The 20,022-nt window shown below is 73.6% G+C and carries 18 protein-coding genes; 13 read left to right on the top strand and 5 right to left on the bottom strand.

The genetic code is table 11. The features are described 5' to 3' along the window. Positions 1-51: 51 nt before the first annotated feature. Entirely contained in the window at positions 52-1,386 is a 1,335-nt protein-coding gene (gene nhaA / locus ACXVGS_RS05805; RefSeq protein ID WP_458530345.1) for a Na+/H+ antiporter NhaA, read from the bottom strand. A 97-nt stretch (positions 1,387-1,483) separates the two neighbouring features. Between nhaA and ACXVGS_RS05800 the strand changes: the two genes are divergently transcribed. Together ACXVGS_RS05800 and ACXVGS_RS05795 are read left to right on the top strand one after the other, a co-directional pair. Beyond that, positions 1,484-2,458, top strand: coding sequence for a pirin family protein (locus tag ACXVGS_RS05800; RefSeq protein ID WP_458530346.1), 975 nt, complete (start codon positions 1,484-1,486; stop codon positions 2,456-2,458). 101 nt (positions 2,459-2,559) lie between these two features. After that, on the top strand, positions 2,560-3,399 hold the full coding sequence (locus ACXVGS_RS05795; protein WP_458530347.1) for a glycerophosphodiester phosphodiesterase family protein: 840 nt from the start codon (positions 2,560-2,562) through the stop codon (positions 3,397-3,399). Here the strand turns inward: ACXVGS_RS05795 and acs are convergent. Then, positions 3,379-5,343 carry an acetate--CoA ligase gene (acs, locus tag ACXVGS_RS05790; RefSeq protein ID WP_458530348.1) on the bottom strand — a complete coding sequence of 655 codons (1,965 nt, stop codon included), beginning with the start codon at positions 5,341-5,343 and terminating at the stop codon, positions 3,379-3,381. The two genes, ACXVGS_RS05795 and acs, sit on opposite strands and share 21 nt — an antisense overlap. Before the next feature lie 153 nt (positions 5,344-5,496). Here acs and ACXVGS_RS05785 point away from each other — a divergent pair, with 153 nt between their 5' ends. Beyond that, complete coding sequence (locus ACXVGS_RS05785; RefSeq protein ID WP_458536731.1) at positions 5,497-6,429, top strand: hypothetical protein; 933 nt, start codon at positions 5,497-5,499, stop codon at positions 6,427-6,429. 73 nt (positions 6,430-6,502) lie between these two features. Here the strand turns inward: ACXVGS_RS05785 and ACXVGS_RS05780 are convergent, their stop codons facing one another. After that, on the bottom strand, positions 6,503-7,987 hold the full coding sequence (locus ACXVGS_RS05780) for a S8 family peptidase (protein WP_458535003.1): 1,485 nt from the start codon (positions 7,985-7,987) through the stop codon (positions 6,503-6,505). A 269-nt stretch (positions 7,988-8,256) separates the two neighbouring features. Between ACXVGS_RS05780 and ACXVGS_RS05775 the strand changes: the two genes are divergently transcribed. The 8 genes from ACXVGS_RS05775 (at position 8,257) to ACXVGS_RS05740 (ending at position 14,005) form a co-directional block, all read left to right on the top strand. Continuing rightward, complete coding sequence (locus ACXVGS_RS05775) at positions 8,257-9,099, top strand: Fic family protein (RefSeq protein ID WP_458536730.1); 843 nt, start codon at positions 8,257-8,259, stop codon at positions 9,097-9,099. A gap of 723 nt (positions 9,100-9,822) precedes the next feature. After that, positions 9,823-10,551 (top strand): septum site-determining protein Ssd, encoded by a 729-nt coding sequence (gene ssd, locus ACXVGS_RS05770; RefSeq protein WP_458527787.1) that lies wholly within the window; start codon positions 9,823-9,825, stop codon positions 10,549-10,551. Next, positions 10,548-11,714: a TadA family conjugal transfer-associated ATPase gene (locus tag ACXVGS_RS05765; protein WP_458527786.1), complete on the top strand. Its 1,167-nt coding sequence runs from the start codon at positions 10,548-10,550 to the stop codon at positions 11,712-11,714. The genes ssd and ACXVGS_RS05765 overlap by 4 nt, the downstream gene beginning before the upstream one ends. Then, positions 11,711-12,460: a type II secretion system F family protein gene (locus ACXVGS_RS05760; RefSeq protein ID WP_458527785.1), complete on the top strand. Its 750-nt coding sequence runs from the start codon at positions 11,711-11,713 to the stop codon at positions 12,458-12,460. Before ACXVGS_RS05765 ends, ACXVGS_RS05760 begins: the two co-directional genes overlap by 4 nt. Continuing rightward, positions 12,457-13,008 carry a type II secretion system F family protein gene (locus ACXVGS_RS05755; RefSeq protein WP_458536729.1) on the top strand — a complete coding sequence of 184 codons (552 nt, stop codon included), beginning with the start codon at positions 12,457-12,459 and terminating at the stop codon, positions 13,006-13,008. Before ACXVGS_RS05760 ends, ACXVGS_RS05755 begins: the two co-directional genes overlap by 4 nt. Before the next feature lie 48 nt (positions 13,009-13,056). Beyond that, the gene (locus ACXVGS_RS05750) at positions 13,057-13,263 is read left to right on the top strand and encodes a DUF4244 domain-containing protein (protein ID WP_458527783.1); all 207 of its coding nucleotides are present in this window, start codon (positions 13,057-13,059) and stop codon (positions 13,261-13,263) included. Then, complete coding sequence (locus ACXVGS_RS05745) at positions 13,260-13,628, top strand: TadE family type IV pilus minor pilin (RefSeq protein ID WP_458536728.1); 369 nt, start codon at positions 13,260-13,262, stop codon at positions 13,626-13,628. Before ACXVGS_RS05750 ends, ACXVGS_RS05745 begins: the two co-directional genes overlap by 4 nt. Further along, entirely contained in the window at positions 13,625-14,005 is a 381-nt protein-coding gene (locus tag ACXVGS_RS05740; RefSeq protein ID WP_458527781.1) for an Rv3654c family TadE-like protein, read from the top strand. The genes ACXVGS_RS05745 and ACXVGS_RS05740 overlap by 4 nt, the downstream gene beginning before the upstream one ends. Before the next feature lie 40 nt (positions 14,006-14,045). On the opposite strand, the gene ACXVGS_RS05735 is transcribed toward ACXVGS_RS05740, so the two are convergent. Both ACXVGS_RS05735 and ACXVGS_RS05730 read right to left on the bottom strand, forming a co-directional pair. Beyond that, on the bottom strand, positions 14,046-14,480 hold the full coding sequence (locus tag ACXVGS_RS05735) for a hypothetical protein (RefSeq protein WP_458527780.1): 435 nt from the start codon (positions 14,478-14,480) through the stop codon (positions 14,046-14,048). 16 nt (positions 14,481-14,496) lie between these two features. Beyond that, positions 14,497-16,884: a DEAD/DEAH box helicase gene (locus ACXVGS_RS05730; RefSeq protein WP_458536727.1), complete on the bottom strand. Its 2,388-nt coding sequence runs from the start codon at positions 16,882-16,884 to the stop codon at positions 14,497-14,499. A 140-nt stretch (positions 16,885-17,024) separates the two neighbouring features. Here ACXVGS_RS05730 and ACXVGS_RS05725 point away from each other — a divergent pair, with 140 nt between their 5' ends. After that, positions 17,025-17,381, top strand: a complete 357-nt coding sequence (locus ACXVGS_RS05725; protein WP_425465321.1) for an STAS domain-containing protein — start codon at positions 17,025-17,027, stop codon at positions 17,379-17,381. A gap of 249 nt (positions 17,382-17,630) precedes the next feature. Next, positions 17,631-19,982, top strand: a complete 2,352-nt coding sequence (locus tag ACXVGS_RS05720; protein WP_458527778.1) for a sodium-translocating pyrophosphatase — start codon at positions 17,631-17,633, stop codon at positions 19,980-19,982. The last annotated feature ends 40 nt before the right edge of the window (positions 19,983-20,022 follow it).

Genomic DNA, 20,022 nt, shown 5'->3' with positions numbered 1-20,022 from the left:
TGTCACCTCCGTGGTCGGTGCCCTGGGGAGTCCCCCTGACACGCCACGACCCTATCGGCCCGGGGCTTCGTCGGCGCGGTCCGACGGGCTCGCGAAGACGTCGGGCACCCCGTCGTGGTCGGCGTCGACCTCCTCGGCCTCGCACAGCAGCCTGTAGTGCCGGTTGCGCAGGCGCAGCGCGACGGTGGCCACGAGGGCAGCGGCCAGCGACCCGGCCAGCACCGCCAGCTTGATGTGCTCGTCCCGGGGGGACCCCGGCCCGTAGGCGAGCTCGCCGATGAGCAGCGACACGGTGAAGCCGATCCCGGCCAGCAGGGACAGCCCGAAGACGTCGGCCCAGCCCAGGTCGCTGTCGAGCTCGGCCCGGGTGAACCTCGCGAACCCCCACGTGCCGCCGAACACCCCGAGCATCTTGCCCAGGACCAGCCCGACCACGACGCCGATGGCGGCCGGGTCACTCAGGGCCTCACCGAGCCCGCCGCCGACGACGGTCACCCCGGCGGCCATGAACGCGAACACCGGCACGGCGAACCCGGCCGAGAAGGGTCGCAGCCGGTGCTCGAACCGGTCCGCGAGGGTATGCCGGGCGGCCCCGTCCCGGGGGCCGGTCCGGACCGGGACGAGCAGCCCCATGACCACCCCGGCGACGGTGGCGTGGATGCCGCTGGCGTGCACCAGCGCCCACGCGAGGACCGCCACCGGCACCAGCAGCCACCACCGGTCAACTCGCCGGTGGACGAGGAAACCGAACAACGCCAACGGGACCAGCGCCAGCAGCAGGGCGGGCACGTTGAGGTGGTCGGTGTAGAAGAGGGCGATGATCGTGATGGCCACGAGGTCGTCGACGACGGCCAGGGTGAGCAGGAACGAGCGCAGCGCCGACGGCAGGTGGGTGTTGATCACCGCCAGGACCGCGAGGGCGAAGGCGATGTCGGTCGCGGTCGGCACCGCCCATCCGCGCAGCACGTCCCCGCCGACAGGGCCGACCGCCCGGGACGTGAGCGTGAAGAGCACCGCGGGCAGGGCGACGCCGCACAGCGCGGCCGCGATCGGCAGGGCCGCCTTGGCCGGGTCGGCGAGGTCGCCGACGACGAACTCGCGCTTGAGCTCGACCCCCGCGACGAAGAAGAACACCGCGAGCAGCCCGTCGGAGGCCCACTGCGCCAGGGTTAGGTCGAGGTGCAGGGACGCCGGGCCGACGCGCAGGTCCCGCAGCGCGGCATACGCCTCGCTCCACGGGCTGTTGGCCCAGACGATGGCGACCACCGCGGCGACGAGCAGCAGGATGCCGCCGACCGTCTCGGTGCGCAGGGCGCCGGTGACGCGCTGCACCTCGGGCCACGTCGAGCGGCGCAGGAGCCGGGGGCGGAGCGGGGGTGTGGTCACGGTGTGGCCTTCCGCATCAGGGGTCGGTGATCAATGCCGACCAGGCTTCCCGGCGCACCGCAGCCAGTTTATCGGTGGCGGGCATACCGTTGCTGTCATGAGCAACGTGGCCACCGCCGACCTGTATGCCGGGTGCCCCGACCGGGAGTCCAGCCCCGGCCTCGTGCTCCAGCGCTACGACGCCATCCACGCCATGATCAGCCCCCGCAACGAGGTGCTGCGGCTGCTGCCGCACCGGGAGCGGCGCATGGTCGGGGCGTGGTGCTTCGCCGACATCTACGGCCCCACCGACGTGCGCGGACAGGAGGGCATGTCGGTGCCGCCGCACCCGCACATGGGGCTGCAGACGGTCAGCTGGCTGGTCCGCGGCACCGTGCTGCACCGCGACAGCCTCGGCACCACCGCCCTGGTCGAGCCCGGGCGGGTGGCGGTGATGACCGCCGGGCACGGCATCGCCCACTCCGAGAACTCCCCGCCCGACCACGGCCCGGTGCTGCACGGTGCCCAGCTGTGGGTCGCCCTGCCCGAGCACGCCCGGCACGACGGGCGCGCGTTCACCCTGCACGAGCCGGCGCCGGTGCTCGAGGTCGACGGCCTGCGCGCCCAGGTGTTCATCGGCGCGCTGGGTGACGTGGTCGCCCCGGCGCAGGGCGTGACCCCGCTGCTCGGCGCGGAGCTGGAGCCGGCCGCCCCGGGGCGGCGGGCCGGGCGCCTGCCGCTGGACCCGGCATACGAGCACATGCTCATCCCGCTCGCGGGGGAGGCCCGGGTCGGGCGGGCGGTCGTCGAGGCCGGACAGGCGCTCTACCTCGGGCTGCAGCGGGACGAGCTCGACCTGGCGCTGTCGGCGGACGCGCGGGTGCTGCTGCTCGGCGGCGTGCCGTTCGAGGAGGAGATCGTCATGTGGTGGAACCTCGTGGGCCGCACCCACGAGGAGATCGAGCAGGCCCGCCGGCAGTGGAACGGCCACGAGGACCGCTTCGGCGAGGTGTCGCACTACCCCGGGCCGGAGCGGCTCGCCGCGCCGGAGCTGCCGCACGTGCGGCTGCGCCCCCGCGGCCGGGTGTCCTGACGGCGCCGCACCGGTGGCCGGAGGCTGAAGCCTGCGTGAACCTCCTTGCGCCGCAACCGTCCTGACGCCTGGAGGACACCTGCGCCGGTCACCGTGGAGGCATGTCCTACGGCGCAGAGACAGGCCCGCTGGCGATCGCGCACCGCGGGGGAGGGGGCCTGGCCCCGGAGAACACGCTTGCGGCGTTCGCCCGGGCGACCGCGCTGGGCGTGCGCTACCTGGAGACCGACCTGCGGCCGACCTCCGACGGGGCACTGGTCTGCTTCCACGACGAGACCCTGGACCGGGTGACCGCGGCCCGGGGCCGGGTGGCCAGCCGAACGGTGCGCGGCGTCCGCTCGCTGCGGGTGGCCGGGGTGGAGCAGGTGCCGACCCTGGTCGAGGCGCTGGAGGCCTTCCCCGAGGCGCGGTTCACCGTCGACCTCAAGGACGCCGCGGCGATCGCCCCGCTGGTGCAGGTCTTGCGCCGGCCCGGCGTGGCCGAGCGGGTCTGCGTCGCCGGCGCGTGGGACGGCTGGCTCGGGTTCGTCCAGCGCGAGGTGCCGGCGGTGAGCACGGCCCTGGGCTGGCGCTCGCTGGCCGCACTGGTCGCCTGCGCCCGGGCGGGGGTGCGCCCACCGCGCGCCGTGGCGACCGGGGCGTTCGCCCACGTGCCGGTGCGCCTCGGCCTGGTGCCGGTCTTCGTCGCGCGGCTGGTCCAGATGGCCCACGACATCGGGGTGCGGGTGGTGGTGTGGACGGTCGACGACCCGGCCGCCATGGGCCGCTTCCTCGATGTGGGCGTGGACGGGGTGATCACCGACCGGCCCGACCTGCTGCGGGAGGTCCTCATCGCGCGCGGCCAGTGGGCCCCGATGCCCCAGACACAGGTATGCCGCGTGCGGACGCCCGCACGCGGCATACCTGAGGGTGCTGCCGGGTCAGTCCTCGGAGGAGCCTGAGGAGAGGCCGGTCTTGATCAGGTCCATGACCGTCGAGTCGGCCAGCGTCGTGACGTCGCCGACCTCGCGGTTCTCGGCCACGTCGCGCAGCAGGCGGCGCATGATCTTGCCCGAGCGGGTCTTGGGCAGCTCGGCCACCACCATGATCTGGCGCGGCTTGGCGATCGGGCCGATCTCCTTGGCCACGTGGTTGCGCAGCTCCTGCACCGTGGCCTCGCCCTCGTCGCGGGCGTCGCTGCGCAGGATGACGAACGCGCAGACCGCCTGGCCGGTGGTCTCGTCGGTGGCGCCCACGACCGCGGCCTCGGCGACGCTGGGGTGGGACACCAGCGCAGACTCGATCTCGGCGGTGGACAGGCGGTGGCCCGAGACGTTCATGACGTCGTCGACGCGGCCGAGCAGCCAGATGTTGCCGTTGGCGTCGTACTTCGCGCCGTCGCCGGCGAAGTAGTACTTGTCGCCGAACCGGCTCCAGTAGGTCTCCTTGTAGCGCTCCTGGTCGCCCCAGATGCCGCGCAGCATCGACGGCCACGGCTTGGTGAGCACGAGGTAGCCGACGGCCTCGGGGTCGTGCAGCGGCTTGCCCTCGTCGTCGAGGATCTCGGCGCTGATGCCGGGGATCGGGCGCTGGGCCGAGCCGGGCTCGAGGTCGGTGACGCCGGGCAGCGGGCTGATCATGATCGCGCCGGTCTCGGTCTGCCACCACGTGTCGACGATGGGGGCGCGGTCACCGCCGATGTGCTTGCGGTACCAGAGCCACGCCTCGGGGTTGATCGGCTCGCCGACGGAGCCGAGCAGCCGCAGCGAGGACAGGTCGTACTCCGCGGGGATGTCCTCGCCCCACTTCATGAACGTGCGGATCGCGGTGGGCGCGGTGTAGAGGATGGAGACGCCGTACTTCTGCACGATCTCCCACCAGCGGCCCTGGTGCGGAGTGTCGGGGGTGCCCTCGTAGAGGACCTGCGTCGCGCCGTTGGCCAGCGGGCCGTAGACGATGTAGGAGTGGCCGGTCACCCAGCCCACGTCGGCGGTGCACCAGTAGACGTCGGTCTCGGGGTGGACGTCGTGCACGACCGCGTTGGTGTAGGCCGTCTGGGCCAGGTAGCCGCCGCTGGTGTGGAAGATGCCCTTGGGCTTCCCGGTGGTGCCGCTGGTGTAGAGGATGAACAACGGGTGCTCGCTGTCGTGCGGCTGCGCCTCGTGCTGGTCGCTGGCGCTGTCGACGACGTCGTGCCACCACACGTCGCGCGCGTCGTCCCAGGCGACCTCGCCCTCGGTGCGCCTGACGACGAGGACCTTCTCGACCGGGGAGTCGCCGCTGCTGACGGCCTCGTCCACGGCCGGCTTGAGCGGTGCCGGCCTGCCGCGCCGGAACTGCCCGTCGGTGGTGACCACGACCCGGGCCTGCGCGTCGGCGATGCGGGTGCGCAGGGCGTCGGCGGAGAACCCGCCGAAGACGACCGAGTGGGGTGCGCCGATGCGGGCGCAGGCCAGCATGGTGAAGACCGTCTCGGGGATCATCGGCATGTAGATCGCGACGCGGTCGCCCTTGCGCACGCCGAGGGACTCCAGGGCGTTGGCCGTCCTGCACACCTCGCGCAGCAGCTCGGCGTAGGTGATCGTGCGCGTGTCGCCGCCCTCTCCCTCGAAGTGGATCGCGACGCGGTCGCCGTTTCCGGCCTCGACGTGCCGGTCGACGCAGTTGCGGGCCACGTTGAGCTGCCCGCCGACGAACCACTTCGCGAACGGCGCGTCGCTCCAGTCCAGCGTGGTGTCGAACTCCTTGTCCCAGGTCACGTAGCGGTGGGCCTGCTCGGCCCAGAACGCCTCGTGGTCGGCGGCCTGGTCATAGAGGGAGGCGTCACCGTTGGCCTGCGCCGTGAACTCCGGGGTCGGGCTGAACGTGCGGCTCTGCGTCGGGGTCGATGGCGTCGGGTCGGTCACGGGGTCCTCCTGGGGATCAAGGCGCGTACGACGACACTCAACCCCGTTGCGCGTGAGGCTTCAACCGATGTCGCCGCGTGGCGCGTGGGGCTGGTGCGTCGCCCGGAGCATCGCGCGGTGCTGGCCGATCGCGCTGACCGGTACCCTCCCGCCATGACGGAGGGGACAAAGGGGACGGCCGCGACGCTGGTGGGACAGGTGCGCGAGCAGTTCTCGTGGCTGCCGCGGGTGCTCCTGGTCGCGGCGGTGCTCGTGCTGGCCTGGGGGTGGTGGGCGCTGGCGTTCCTGGCCTCGACGCGCTCGTCCCTGACCGGCAACACCGAGGTCTGGCCGCCGCACCTGCCGGTGCTGCTGGCCCAGTTCAGCCTCGCGGTGTTCGGTCCGGTCGGCGCCTCGATCGTGGTCATGGTCGTGTTGCGCCGGGCCGGGCTCGCGCTCCTCTCGGTGCTCCTGGGCTACGGCGCCGCGCTCTGGTTCACCCTGCGGGGCGCCGCCCCGGGCCTTGTCGCCGCTGACCCGACCGAACGCAAGATCATGCTCGTCACCGTCGGGCTGGCCGCGATCCTCGGCCTGGCGCTAGGGGTCGTCGCCACCCGCGGGCCGCAACGCCTGGGCTTCGTCGGGGTGCTGGCGCTCGCCCCGGTCACCAGCCTGCTGGTGACGCTGTTGCACCTGGGGGACGCCGGCACCTGGCTCGGCCGGGTGCTCGTGGCGGCGCTGCTGGTGCTCATCGCGTGGCGCCGGTGGACCGGCGTGCTGCTGTGGCCGCTGTTCGTGCTCTGGTTCTGGCTGGTCGAGGTCGCCCAGCAGACGCTGCGCTACGGCACCGAGACCCTGCGCCACCCGGGCGGCCACGGCGTCAGCCTGCAGATGGTGCTGGATGCCATGACCGACTTCCTGCGCAACGCGTGGGAAGTGCTGGCGTCCAACGCCTGGAGCTTCCTGTGGCCGGCGATCCTGCTCGCCACCGTGGCCCTCGCCTGGCGGCGCGTGTGGCCCGGCGTGATGGACCGGGCGGCCGGGCTGCCGCTGCCCGCGCGCAAGCCGGCGCCGGGCCAGGGCGAGCCGGCCTCCGGAGGCGACTGACCGGCATACCGCAGACATGACGCGGGCCGCGTCCCCACGAGGGGACGCGGCCCGCAGCCGTATGCCGGGTGGTTCAGCCCGCGTGCGCGGTCACCGCGTCGAGGGCGTCGGCGATGCCCTCGCCGTAGAACGCGTTGTCGTCGGTGCTGCCGGTGCAGCGGGTGTCCGTCGGGCATGCGTGGTCGTCGGCCTCGCCGCGCAGCATCGCGATGAGCTGGGCAGGGGTGGCCTCGGGGTGGGTGGTCTTCAGCAGCGCGAGGACCCCCGCCACGTGCGGGGAGGCCATCGAGGTGCCGCTGAGCAGGGCGTAGCCGCCACCGGGCCAGGTGGACAGGATCCGCGAGCCGGGGGCGGCGACGTCGATGACGCCCTCACCGAAGTTGGAGTAGCTCGCCTTGTCCGTCGTCTGGGTGAGGGCGGACACCGTGGCGACGCCGGGCAGCTCGGTGGGGATGTCGTGGCAGCCGTTGTTGATCGTCCGGGCCACCGGCGTGCTGTCGTCGGGGCTGGTGGTGTCGGTCGTCTTGTGGGCCAGGTCGTAGTTGCTGTTGCCCGCGGCGGCGGCGCTGACCACGCCCTGCTTCTCCGACCACGCGACGGCCCGGCGGACCGCTTCCATCGCGGCGGCCTGGTCGGGCTGGTCGTCGCAGTAGAACTGGAACGGGTCCACGTAGTAGCTGTTGTTGGTCACGTCCATGTGCTTCAGGCCGGCCCACATGAAGCCGCAGACGGCGTACTCGGGGTAGATGTAGCCGTCGTCGCTGACCACCTTGACCGAGGCGAGGCGCACGTTCGGCGCGACCCCGACGATGCCGATCCCGTTGCGGGCGGCGGCGATGGTGCCGGCCACGTGGGTGCCGTGGCCGCTGGTCGTGGGCAGCCAGCTGCTCGGGGTGGTGTCCGGCTTGCCGGCGTCGATGCAGCTGGCCGAGTCGGCGGCGTCGATGTTGGCCTTGAGGTCGGGGTGGCTGGCGTCGATGCCGCTGTCGAGCACGCCGACAAGGACGCGGCGGGAGCCGTCGGTGACCTGGTGGGCCCGGTCGGCCTTGATCATCGCCATGTCCCACTGCTCGGACTCGCGCGGGTCGGTCGCCAGGCCGGCGTCCTGGGCGTCGCCGGTGCTCATCTGGCCGGCCGACGCGTGCCGGGCCGCGGGTGCGCTGCTGCCGGGCGTGCCCTCCTTGACAGCGACGGTCCGGGTGGCGCCGACCGACTCCACGGCGTGGCCCTCGGCCAGGCGCACGACGTCGGCGCGGAACGCCGAGCGCGTGGAGTGGGCGACGACGACGCCGATCTCGGGCCAGGACTGGACCACGGTGCCGCCCGCGGCCCGCACGGCCCGCTCGACCAGCCGGGTCTGGCCGGGGTTGGCGTGCTTCGCGTTGAGCAGGTAGCTCATGAGCATGCCGTCAGGGGTGGCGATCGGCACGGGCGTCGAGGTGGGCTGGTCGGCGGCGGGCGAGGCCTGGGCCAGGCCGGCTCCGAGCAGGGACGTCGTCAGCGCGAGCGCCGCGGTGGCGGCCAGCGTCGCGGGGCGACGGGACAAGCGAGGTGACATGGGCGCTCCGGTCATCGTGGGGCTGGGTCGGGCCCGCATCCGGTATGTCCGCAAGGCCCGTTTCGGACCCTAGGTCGCCCGGGATGCGCAGGGGTGCCCACACATCGCTTCCTGACCAAGTCTTGAATGTCGGCTTTGCGCAAGACGAGGCCACTGACCGTCGCCGTTCCGGTCGGGTCGGCGACTCTGACGTGCGCAAAGCCGGTGTCCAGCCCGGCCCGCCCGGTCCCGACGGCCAGCCGTTCCGGCTGCTCTCTAGGCTGCTGACCGTGCCCGGACCTGCCGACTCCCTCGCCGCGCTCGCCGCCCTGCCCGGGGTGGACGAGGCCACCACCGCCGCCCGTGAGGCGTGCACCGAGCTGCGCTGGCACCAGGCGCTGCGCCGGCGGATCCCCGAGGCGGCGGCCGAATCCCGCGTCCGCGGTGCGCGGGCCAGTGCCGCCCTGGAGGGCGCCGAGGTCGACGTCGCCGTGGTGCGCGACCTGATGCGCGGTGCGTTGGCGTGGCCGACCGAGCCCGACCCGCTGGAGCAGGTGCTGCGCGGCGTGGTCCAGGCCACCGCCGAGACCGAGCACGTGCGCGGGCTGGTGGGGTCCGCGCCGCTGCAGGCGCTGGCCCGGCTGCACGTCGCGGCCGCCGCCGGCCTGGTCGCCCCCGAGCAGCTGGGCCGCCCCCGCCAGCCGGGGGAGGGCTGTGCCGAGCTGGTCGACCTCGGGGCCGCGCCGGACGCCGAGGTGGTCTCGGCCCGGCTGGCCGGGCTGGTCGAGCTGCTCACCGCCCTCGACTCGGCCCCGGCCGTCATCGTGGCGGCGCTCGTGCACGCCGAGATCGCCACGGTGCGGCCGTTCGTGCGGGGCAACGCCGTGGTGGCCCGGGCGCTGGAGCGGGCGCTGGTCCAGGCAAGTGGCCAGGACCCGACCGGTGTGGCGGTGCCCGAGGCCGGGCACGGCGCGCAGGGCGGAGCGGCCTACCTGGGCGCGCTCACGGCATACGGCACCGGCAGCCGCGAGGGGGTCGCGCTGTGGCTCAAGCACTGCGCCCAGGCGGTCGTCACCGGGGCGCGTGAGGGACAGCGGGTCGCCGACGCGGTGCTGGCCGGCCGACTGGGCTGACGCCACGCCCGCCGGGGAACTGCCTGCAAAGTCAAGTCTTTCGTTTGGCAGCGGGGACGAGTAGACAGGTCCTGAGCCGACGGGCGGGAGCCCGACGACCACCGCGAAAGGCGCGGGCACCCACGCGCGGGCAGTCCACTGGTGGACCGATCGTGGCGGGCTTGTCCCACTGCGACAAACGTGTGCACGCCTGGTAACCCGTGGCGTTCGCGGTCGATGGCACCTCGTTCGCGAGGTGCCATCACCTTTTCCTGTGACTTTTGGGGCAAGGGTTTGCGCTCGGGCCCTGAGTGCCCCACTATGGAACGTGCGCGCTCCCCTTAAGGGTCGAGCGCGCCAACGCACCAGCTCCTCCCCCCCGGAGCTTGGCGCGTTGACGGCCCCCGTTGTCCCCCCGACGGGGGCCGTCCCCTTTCTCCAGCCAGTTTCCTGGCGTCCGGAGGCACGTCAGGGCCGTTGACGGCGCCCTATCTGTTCTCCCCCCGACGGGGGCCGTCCCCTTTCTCCAGCCAGTTCCGTTCGGGTTATTGCCTATCCGAACACCTCCCAGCCCGCGTTGTGGTGCCGATTTCGCCCAGGAACGCGGGCCGAGACGTGTCCGGTGCGAGCTGCGGGTATGCCGTGAGCGGCCTTTGTCCACAAGCCCCCTCGCGTTCGTCCCACTGTCCACAGGCCCGTGGCGCCACCTGTCCTCACCGATCGCCCCGCCCGAGGCTGGGCGACATGACAGCAGCTCACGTGATCGGCGTCGTCGGCGGTTCCGGCGGGGTCGGCGCCACCGTCCTCGCCGCCGCGCTCGCCACCCGGGCCGCAGCCACCGGCCGCACCGTCGCCTGTGTCGACGGCGACGTGCTCGGTGGGGGCCTCGACGTCACCTTCGGCCTCGAGCAGGAGCCGGGTCTGCGCTGGCCCGACCTTGCCGCCGCGCTCGGCCGGGTCGATGGCCCCGAGCTGCTCCGCCGGCTGCCGGCCACCGACGGGGTGGCAGTCCTGTCCTTCGACCGCTCCAGACCGGGCGAGCCGGCCGACGAGGCGCGCGAGGAGGTGCTGCGCGCGCTGAGGTCCTGCATCGACGTCGTCGTGCTCGACCTGCCCCGTGCCGATGCGCCCTTCGGGCAGTCCCTGGCCGCCCTGGCCGACTCGCTGGTCCTGGTGTCCGGCGACGGGGTGCAGGCCCTGGCCGCCACCAGCGCCGCCGCGGGGTTCCTGAGCCAAGCGCATGACCAGCTGTGGCTGTGCGTGCGCTGCGCCGGGCACGACGACGGGGTCGCCGAGTCGCTCGCGGTCGCCGTCGACCTGCCGCTGCTCGCCACGGTGCGGCACGACCCACGCCTCGATGCGGACCTGCTGCACGGCATCCCCCCGGGGTCCCGCTCGCGCGGCCCGCTGGCCCGGGCCGCCGAGAGGGTGCTGGCCGCGCTGCTGCTGCCGGCCGAGCGGCGGGCCTCGTGACCGTCATCGACCCCGTCTGGGAGCAGATCAGCCAGGGCCGACCGCCGTCGGCGGCAGCCGTGGCCGATGTGCTCGCACCGGCACGGGTGACGCTGGGGGAGCGCGGGCTCGAACGTGCCCGGGACGACCTCGCCGCGAAGGTGCTTGGCACGGGCCCGTTGGAGCCGCTGCTGGCCGACTCCCGGGTCACCGATGTCCTGGTCAACGCCGCCTCTGGGGTGTGGGTCGAGCGCGACGGGCTCCTGGCCCGGGTAGGTGTCGACGTCGGGTCGGAGGCGCAGGTGCGCCGGCTCGCCGTCCGCCTTGCCGGTCTGGCCGGGCGACGGCTGGACGAGACCTGTCCATGGGTTGACGGGCTCCTGCCGGGGGGAGTGAGGCTCCACGCCGTGCTGCCCCCACTGGCGGCTGACGGCACGCACATCAGCCTGCGGGTGCCGCGCCGGGTCGCCCCGACCCTGACCGGGCTCGGCGAGCTGGGGACGTTCGGACCGGGTTGGTTGCCCGTCCTGCGTGCCTTGGTCCGCCGGCGCCGCGCGTTCGTCGTCACCGGTGGCACCGGCAGCGGCAAGACCACGCTCCTCGGGGCACTGCTCGGTGAGGTCGACGGGGGTGAGCGGCTCGTGGTCGTCGAGGACGTGCGCGAGCTGGCCGTCGACCACCCTCACGTCGTCCGCCTCCAGGCCCGGGCGGCCAACGTCGAGGGCCGCGGCGAAGTCACGCTCACCGCGCTGGTCCGGCAGTCCCTGCGGATGCGTCCCGACCGGGTCGTGGTCGGGGAGGTGCGTGGTGGAGAGGTGCGTGAGCTACTCACGGCGCTCAACACCGGACACGAGGGCGGCTGCGGCACCCTGCACGCCAACGCGTGCACCGACGTCGTCGCCCGGTTCGAGGCGCTCGGCGCGCTGGCCGGCATGAGCCCTGCCGCGGTGCACGCCCAGCTGCTCAGCGCGATCCAGGTCGTGCTGCACGTCAGCCGGCCGGATGGGCAGCGTCGCCTGGAGACGATCGGCGTCCTGCAGTGCGCCGAGGGCCGTGCTCCTGTGGTGGTTCCCGCTCTCGAGCGTGGGGCGGACGGGGAGCCGCGACGCTCGGAGGGCTGGCCCCGGCTGGCCGCTACGTGCGGGTTGTCCGACGACGGCGACGGACTCGGGGTGCTTCGGTGAACGCGCTGATCGCGCTCGCCCTGTGCATGGCCGTGCTGCTTGCCGGTCGGCCACCCGCGCCGACGCTCTCGGTGCTGACCTCGCGCGCTGGGGCGCCCGCCAACGATGCGGCCCGGCGGCTGACCGGGCGGGTCCGTGCCCTCCGGCACCGGAGGGCGGCGTGGCGGGACCGGGCGGTCGCCCGCACGGTCCTCGCCCTGGTCGACACCGTGGCGCCGGCGCTGGAGGCGGGGCTACCACCGGCAGCGGCGTTCGTGCTCGCCGCCGACTCGGTCGCGCCCCCGCAGGAGCCACGCCCTGGGTCCGCCACGGCTTGGGTCCGGGCGGCCGGCCGGGCCGTCGCCGAGGGCGCACCGGTGTCGTCGGTACTGCGCCGCGGCGATGACACCCTGGGCTCACGGGAGCTGGGAGTGCTGGCCGCCGCGTGGTCGCTCAGCGAGGAGACCGGCGGCCCGCTGGCCGATGCTGTCCGGACCGCGGGAGTGGTCGTGCGCGGCTCGATGGCCCAGCGCGAGCGCATGCTGGCCGCTGTCGCCGGGGCGCGCTCGACGATGAACATCCTGACGGTGCTGCCGATCGGTGGCCCGCTGATCGCCCTGGCCGTGGGGCTGGACCCGTCGAGGCTCTACCTCGGGTCCCCGCTCAACCAGGCCTGCCTCGTGATGGGCGTCGTACTGGCCGTGGCCGGACGGGCCTGGGTGCGCCGGCTCGTCGCCGGCGCCGTCCGCGGGCCGGTGCTCTCGTGACGGCGCTCGCAGCGGTGCTGGTGACCCTGGCCGTCCTGCTCGTCTCGGTGCCTGCGCCGACTCTGCCGCTGCGGACCGCGCTGCCAGAGCAGGCCCTCCGGCCCGCTCCGCCGCTGACGATGCCCGACGTGGCCGACACCCTCGACCTGCTGGCCCTGGCGCTGCGCGGGGGTGCGGGCATCGTCCAGGCCATCGATGCCGTGGCGGACCGGGTCGGCCCGCCCGCATCGGACCAGCTGCGCCAGGTCTCGGCGGCGCTGCGGTGGGGAGTGGAGGACTCCCGCGCCTGGTCGGCGGTCCCGGCCGCGTGGCAGCCGGCAGCCAGGGCGCTGCACATGGCTGCGACGGCCGGTGCCGCGCCGGCCGACCTGATGCACATGGCCGCCGGTGACCTGCGACGGGCCGAGGCTGCGCGGCTGGAGGTCGCGGCCTCCCGGCTCGGGGCACGGGTGGTGTTGCCGCTCGGCCTGGCGTTCCTGCCGGCGTTCGCCCTCACGACGGTCGCCCCGGTCGTCCTCGCCCTCACCCACCAGGTCCTGGGCCCGTGAGGCCCGGTTCACGCCGGATCCCGGCACTCACCACGAAGGAGAACACGCATGACACCTGCACTTACCCGCACCTACCGGGCCGTTCGCCGCAGGGTCCCCCTGACCGGCCAGGCCGGCATGACGACCGCAGAGTACGCCGTGGGGACCCTGGCCGCGTGCGCCTTCGCGGCCGTGCTCATCGCCGTCGTGCGCTCGGGGGCGATCAAGACGGCTCTCTCGCACCTGATCACCACCGCATTAGCGATCGCCTCGTGAGGTCCCGGCAGCGACGACAGGCGGGCATGGTCACGGCCGAGCTGGCGGTGGTCCTGCCTGTCGTCGTTGCCGTGCTCGCGCTGTCCCTGTGGGCGTTCGGGCTCGCGGTCGACCAGGTGCGGTGCGTCGACGCCGCCCGTGCGGGTGCCCGCGCGGCGGCACGAGGAGACCCGGTCGACGCAGTGTCCTCGCAGGTCCGGCGCGACGCGCCGGCTGGTGCCGCCGTGGCGATCTCGGCCGGAGGTAGGGACGTGACGGTGTCGGTCACCGCGCCGGTGCGCCGCCTCGGAGGGCTGGTGCCGGTCTGGTGGCGCCCGACCGCCGCCGCCACGGCCTCGCGCGAGGTCGAGGGTGGTCAGCCGTGACCGTCGCGGGCCGGCGGCAAGGGCCCGGGTGCGGCGAGCGCGGGTCCGCCACCGTGCTGGCGCTGGGACTCTGCCTCGCTCTGGGGCTGCTCACCCTCGCCGGCTGCGCGTTGCAGTCGGCCGTCGTCGCCAGCCACCGGGCGCGGGCGGCGGCCGACCTCTCCGCCCTGGCCGCGGCCCAGCAGTGGCTGGACGGGGCTCCTGCCGACCTGGCCTGCGCCGAGGCGAGACGGGTCGCCGGGGCCAATGGGGCGACAGTGCAGGCCTGCGCACCGGTGGCCGACTCGGTCACCGTCATCGTGGTGGTGCCGGCCGGACGACTGGGACCCGCCCTGGCCACGGCACGGGCTGGCCCCGTTCCGGGAACCGCCGGCTGACTGCCCGACCGGTCAGCCGGGTCGGCGGGTCAGGCGAGAGTCAGTCAACGTGGCGGTCGGCCCGACGCTCCGCCCGGGTCTCCTCGGGCAGGACCGTCGTCTGGCCAGCGGCGTCGTCGACAGGGCGGGTCGCGTCGTGGTGGGCCGGGCGCAGCGGGGTGGTCTCCGCGGCCTCGGCGGCCCGCGCGCGGGCTGCCTCCTCCTCGGCAGCGGTCGCGGCCTGCTCCTTGCGGAGCTGGCGCAGCTCCATCCGGCGGGCGGCCTTGCGGCGCAGGCTCGAGACCACCAGCCACAGACCCAGGACCAGGAGCAGCAACGCGGCCGCGCCGGCGAGGAACATCGCCAGCGGCGTCACCGAGACGTCGACGCCGGCAGCGCTGAGGTGGATGCTCGCCGAACTGGACCCGACGGCGGCGGCGGCGAACGCCACGGCGCCGAGGGCGACGACGATGAGGATCAGGCCGAGCAGGATCATGGGTGGGCCTCCAATGTCAGGGTCCGGGATCCGTGGCTGTGACCCTAGCCCCCTCCAGCCCTGCGGTCCCCTCGGCGGCCAGCACGACCTCGAGCAGGGCGACCGCCCGGGCCTTGTCCAGGGGCTCGTTCCCGTTGCCGCACTTGGGTGACTGCACGCACGAGGGGCATCCCGTGGCGCACTCGCAGGCGGCGATCGCGTCGCGGGTCGCCGACAGCCACGTGCGCACCGCGTGGAAGCCCCGCTCGGCGAAGCCCGCCCCACCAGGGTGCCCGTCGTAGACCATGATGGTCGGCAGGCCGGTGTCCGGGTGCAGCGCGGTCGAGACGCCGCCGATGTCCCACCGGTCCGAGGTCGCGACCAGGGGCAGCATCCCGATCGCGGCGTGCTCGGCGGCGTGGGCCGCCCCGGGGATGTCCGCCAGCTCGAGGCCCGCGACCGCGAGCAGCTCCTCCGGCATGGTCCACCACACCGCCTTGGTGTGCAGGGCCCGCTCGGGCAGCTCCAGGGGGTGCTCCCCGAGGACCTCGCCGGAGGGGAGCCGGCGCAGGAACGCCGTCACCTGGGTGCGCACCTCGACCGACCCGAAGTGCACCTGCACCTCGCCCCAGTCGGTCTGCTGCTCCACCGCGCCGATGTCGAAGGTGCTGACCGAGCGTGCCTGCGTCGACCAGCCGGGGTCGCCCTCGACCACGAGCGCCACCGACTCTGCCAGGTCCAGGTCGGTCACCACGAAGGTCCGCCCCTGGTGCACGTAGACCGCGCCGGTGTGGACGCTGGAGTGTGCCGCCGTGCCGTCGACGGTGCCCAGCACCCGGCCGCTGCCCCGCTCCACGATCCGCACCACCGGCTCGCCCGTGCCGCGCAGGCTGACGTGGTCGGCGGCACGGTCCGAACGGGCCCAGAACCACCCGGTGGGCCGCCGCCGCAGCACCCCCCGGGAGACGAGCGTGTCCACCAGCGGGCGCATGCCCGGGCCGAACACCTCGACGTCGGCGTCGGTCAGGGGCAGCTCGGCCGCGGCGGCGGCCAGGTGGGGGGCCAGCACGTAGGGGTTGTCCGGGTCGAGCACCGCCGCCTCCACCGGCCGCTCGAACAGCGCCTCGGGGTGGTGCACCAGGTAGGTGTCGAGCGGGTCGTCGCCGGCCACCATCACCGCCAGCGAGCAGGACCCGGACCGCCCCGCCCGCCCGGCCTGCTGCCACAGCGAGGCACGGGTGCCCGGCCAGCCGGCGAGGAGCACCGCGTCGAGGCCGCTGACGTCGATGCCCAGCTCGAGGGCGTTCGTGGCCGCGAGCCCCAGCAGCCGTCCGCCGCGCAGCGACCGCTCCAGCTCCCGCCGCTCCTCGGGCAGGTAGCCACCCCGGTATGCCGCCACCGCACCTTCCAGCCGGGGGTCCACCTCCGCGAGGGCGCGCCGGGCGCTCGCGGACACGGTCTCGACCCCGACCCGCGACCGGGCGAACGCCACCGTCTGCACGCCGGCGCTGACCAGGTCGGCCAGCAGGTCGGCGGTCTCGGCGACGGCGCTGCGCCGGTGCGGTGCCTCGTGCTCCCCGCCGCCGGGCACCAGCCCCGGCTCCCACAGTCCGAAGGTCATCGACTCCCGCGGTGAGCCGTCCTGCACGACCGGGCGCACCGGCATACCGATGAGGCGGGCGGCCTGGCCGGCCGGGTCGGCCACGGTCGCGGAGGCGAGGATGAACGTCGGGGACGCGCCGTAGCGGGCGCACACCCGCCGCAGCCGGCGCAGCAGGGCGGCCAGGTGCGAGCCGAACACGCCGCGGTAGACGTGGCACTCGTCGATGACGACGTAGCGCAGCGCCCGCAGGAACGGCGCCCACCGCTGGTGGCCGGGCAGCAGCGAGTGGTGCATCAGGTCGGGGTTGGTCAGGACGTACTGCGCGTGGTCACGGATCCAGCGCCGCTCCTCCGGCGGGGTGTCACCGTCGTAGGTCGCCGCCCGCACCCCCGGCACGGCCAGGGCCTGCAGCCGGGCCAGCTGGTCGGCCGCCAGGGCCTTGGTGGGGGACAGGTAGAGCGCCGTCGCGCCCCGGCCCGATGCCGTGGACGCGCCGTCGACGACGGCGGAGAGCACCGGCAGCAGGTAGCCCAGGCTCTTGCCCGAGGCGGTGCCGGTCGAGATGACCACGTGCGCCCCGGCGCGGGCCGCGTCCGCGGCCTCCCGCTGGTGCGCCCACAGCGAGGTGATGCCGGACGAGGCGAACGCCGACCACACCGGCGGGGCCACCCACTCCGGCCAGGGGGCGAGCTGCTCCTGGCGGGCCGGCACCGTGTGGACATGGACCAGCCGCTCGCGCCGGCGGCCCCCGGCGAGCTGCTCGAGAGTGGCCACGGGGTCGAACCGCGCATCGGCCACAGGGGGGAGGACGTGCTCGGTCATCGCCACTACGGTATGACGCGTGGCGGACACCCGACGCCACGACCGCCCCACCGCCTGGCCAACTTGCTGTCGCAGGAGCGCCACGGCGCTAGTCTTGGCGCACCTGTGAGCCGCAGAATCATGTGGGTCACCACCGCGCAGTGAGGAGCACGCTCGTGGACCTGTCGATCTCCAGTGCAGAACGCGGGGGCGTGACCGTGGTGCATGTGGGCGGCGAGATCGACGTCTACACCGCGCCGACGCTTCGTGAGCGCCTTGACGAGCAGATCAAGGCCGGCCACACCCACCTGGTCGTCGACCTCAGCGGCGTGACCTTCATGGACAGCACCGGGCTCGGTGTCCTCGTCGGCCGGCTGAAGTCGGTGCGGGCCCAGGATGGCTCGCTGCGGCTGGTCTGCTCGGCCGAGCGGATCCTCAAGGTGTTCGCGATCACCGGTCTGGACAAGGTCTTCCAGATCTTCGGGTCGGTCGACGACGCCGTCGGTGCGCACGCCTGACCAGGCCCCACCGCACGCCTGACCCGAGCCTTCACCGCACCACCTTCGCCGCCCCACGCCGCGTGGACCTTGGTCCCCACGTCGGGCGGCACTCGCGCATACCCTGACCGGACACGTGACGCCGGTCACAGCCTTTCAGGTTGGGTGTGATGTGGGTCACGGGTACGCTCCACCGCGTCAGCCCCCGTGCTCAGGTGGGCTGACGTCGTTTGCAGGCGAGTTCCGCTGTTCCCTGTCAAGGAGGATGGAATGCCCGGCCTCATCCGAGCCGCCGACGCGACAACTCTGTCGCTCTCCGGCACGAACCTCACCCTCGTGATCGTCGTCGCTGCCATTGCGGTGGTGGCGCTGGTCATGGGTGTGTTCTTCCGGCAGCAGGTCCTCGCCGCCGATCCCGGCACCGAGAACATGCAGACCATCGGCGGCGCCGTGGAGGAGGGCGCCCAGGCCTACCTGGCCCGGCAGTTCAAGACCCTTTCTGCCTTCGTGGTCATCGTCTTCGTCCTGTTGCTGGCGCTGCCGGCCGACTCCGCCGGGGTGCGTTGGGGCCGTTCGGGCTTCTTCGTCCTCGGCGCCGTGTTCTCGGCCGCGATCGGCTACCTGGGCATGAGCCTGGCGGTCAAGGCCAACGTCCGCGTCGCCTCGGCGGCCCGCGACGGCCACCGTGACGAGGGCATGCGGATCGCCTTCCGCACCGGCGGTGTCGTCGGCATGGCCACGGTCGGGCTGGGCCTGCTCGGCGCGTCCACGGTGGTGCTGCTCTACAAGGGTGACGCCCCCCGGGTGCTCGAGGGCTTCGGCTTCGGCGCCGCGCTGCTCGCGATGTTCATGCGTGTCGGCGGCGGCATCTTCACCAAGGCCGCCGACGTCGGCGCGGACCTGGTCGGCAAGGTCGAGGCCGGCATCCCCGAGGACGACCCGCGCAACGCGGCGACGATCGCCGACAACGTGGGCGACAACGTCGGCGACTGCGCCGGCATGGCGGCCGACCTGTTCGAGTCGTATGCCGTGACGTTGGTCGCCGCGCTCATCCTCGGCAAGGCCGCCTTCGGCGCGCACGGCCTGGTCTTCCCGTTGATCGTCCCGGCGATCGGCGCGCTCACTGCGGTGCTCGGCGTGTTCGTCACCAGGGCGCGTGCGGGGGAGAGTGGCCTGGTCGCGATCAACCGCGGCTTCTACATCTCCGCGTTCGTCTCGGCCGTGCTCTCGGCGATTGCCGCGTTCCTCTACCTGCCCTCCTCCTTCTCGGCGCTGGCCGGGGTGCCGCAGGAGGTCGCCCAGATCAACGGCGACCCGCGCCTGGTGGCCACCCTGGCGGTCTGGCTGGGCATCGCCCTGGCCGCGATCATCCTGTGGCTCACCGGCTACTTCACCGGCACCGACAAGCGACCCACCCGCGACGTCGCCCGCACCTCTCTCACCGGCGCCGCCACGGTCGTCCTGGCCGGCATCGGCGTCGGCTTCGAGTCGGCGGTCTACACCGCCGTCATCATCGGGTCCGCGATGTACTGCGCGTTCCTGCTCGGGGCCGGCTCGGTCGTCCTGTCGCTGTTCCTCATCGCCGTCGCCGGCACCGGGCTGCTGACCACGGTCGGCGTCATCGTGGCCATGGACACCTTCGGCCCGGTCAGCGACAACGCCCAGGGCATCGCCGAGATGTCCGGTGACGTCGACGGTGAGGGCGCGCAGATCCTCACCGAGCTCGACGCGGTCGGCAACACCACCAAGGCGATCACCAAGGGCATCGCCATCGCCACGGCGGTGCTCGCCGCCACGGCTCTGTTCGGCAGCTATTCCGACGCGGCCAAGACCGCGATCCTCACCGCGGCGCAGACGCTCAAGGTGGAGCCGTCGGTCTCGACCAAGGTGTCGCTGCTGGACTACCAGGTGATCACCCCGTCCAACCTGTTCGGGCTGATCCTCGGTGCCTCCGTGGTGTTCATGTTCTCCGGCCTGGCGATCAACGCGGTGACCCGCGCCGCCGGGGCGATCGTCTTCGAGGTGCGCCGCCAGTTCCGCGAGCACCCCGGGATCATGGCCGGCACCGAGAAGCCGGAGTACGGCCGTGTCGTCGACATCTGCACCAAGGACTCGCTGCGCGAGCTGGCCACCCCCGGCCTGTTGGCCGCGATGGCCCCGGTGGCGGTCGGCTTCGGCCTGGGCATCGGCCCGCTGGCGGGCTACCTCGCCGGGGCGATCGGCACCGGCGTGCTCATGGCCGTGTTCCTCGCCAACTCCGGTGGCTCGTGGGACAACGCCAAGAAGATCGTCGAGGACGGCAACTACGGCGGCAAGGGCAGCGAGGCCCACGCGGCCACCGTCATCGGCGACACCGTCGGTGACCCGTTCAAGGACACCGCCGGCCCGGCGATCAACCCGCTGATCAAGGTGATGAACCTCGTCTCGGTGCTCATCGCCCCGGCCATCGTCCAGCTGACCATCGGCTCCAGCGCCAACCCGGTCCTGCGCTACGGCATCGCCGTGGTGGCGCTGCTCATCGCGGTCGGGGCGATCGCCGTCTCGAAGCGTCGCGACATCGCGATCGGCGACGACAGCAATGACGGCGCCGCCGCGGAGGAGCCCGCCAACGCGGCGGTCTGAGCCACCCGGCATACCGGTATCCGCGGCCGGTCACCTCCCC

Source organism: Oryzihumus sp. (genome assembly GCF_054325275.1).
This window is presented reverse-complemented; position numbering and strand designations above follow the sequence as displayed.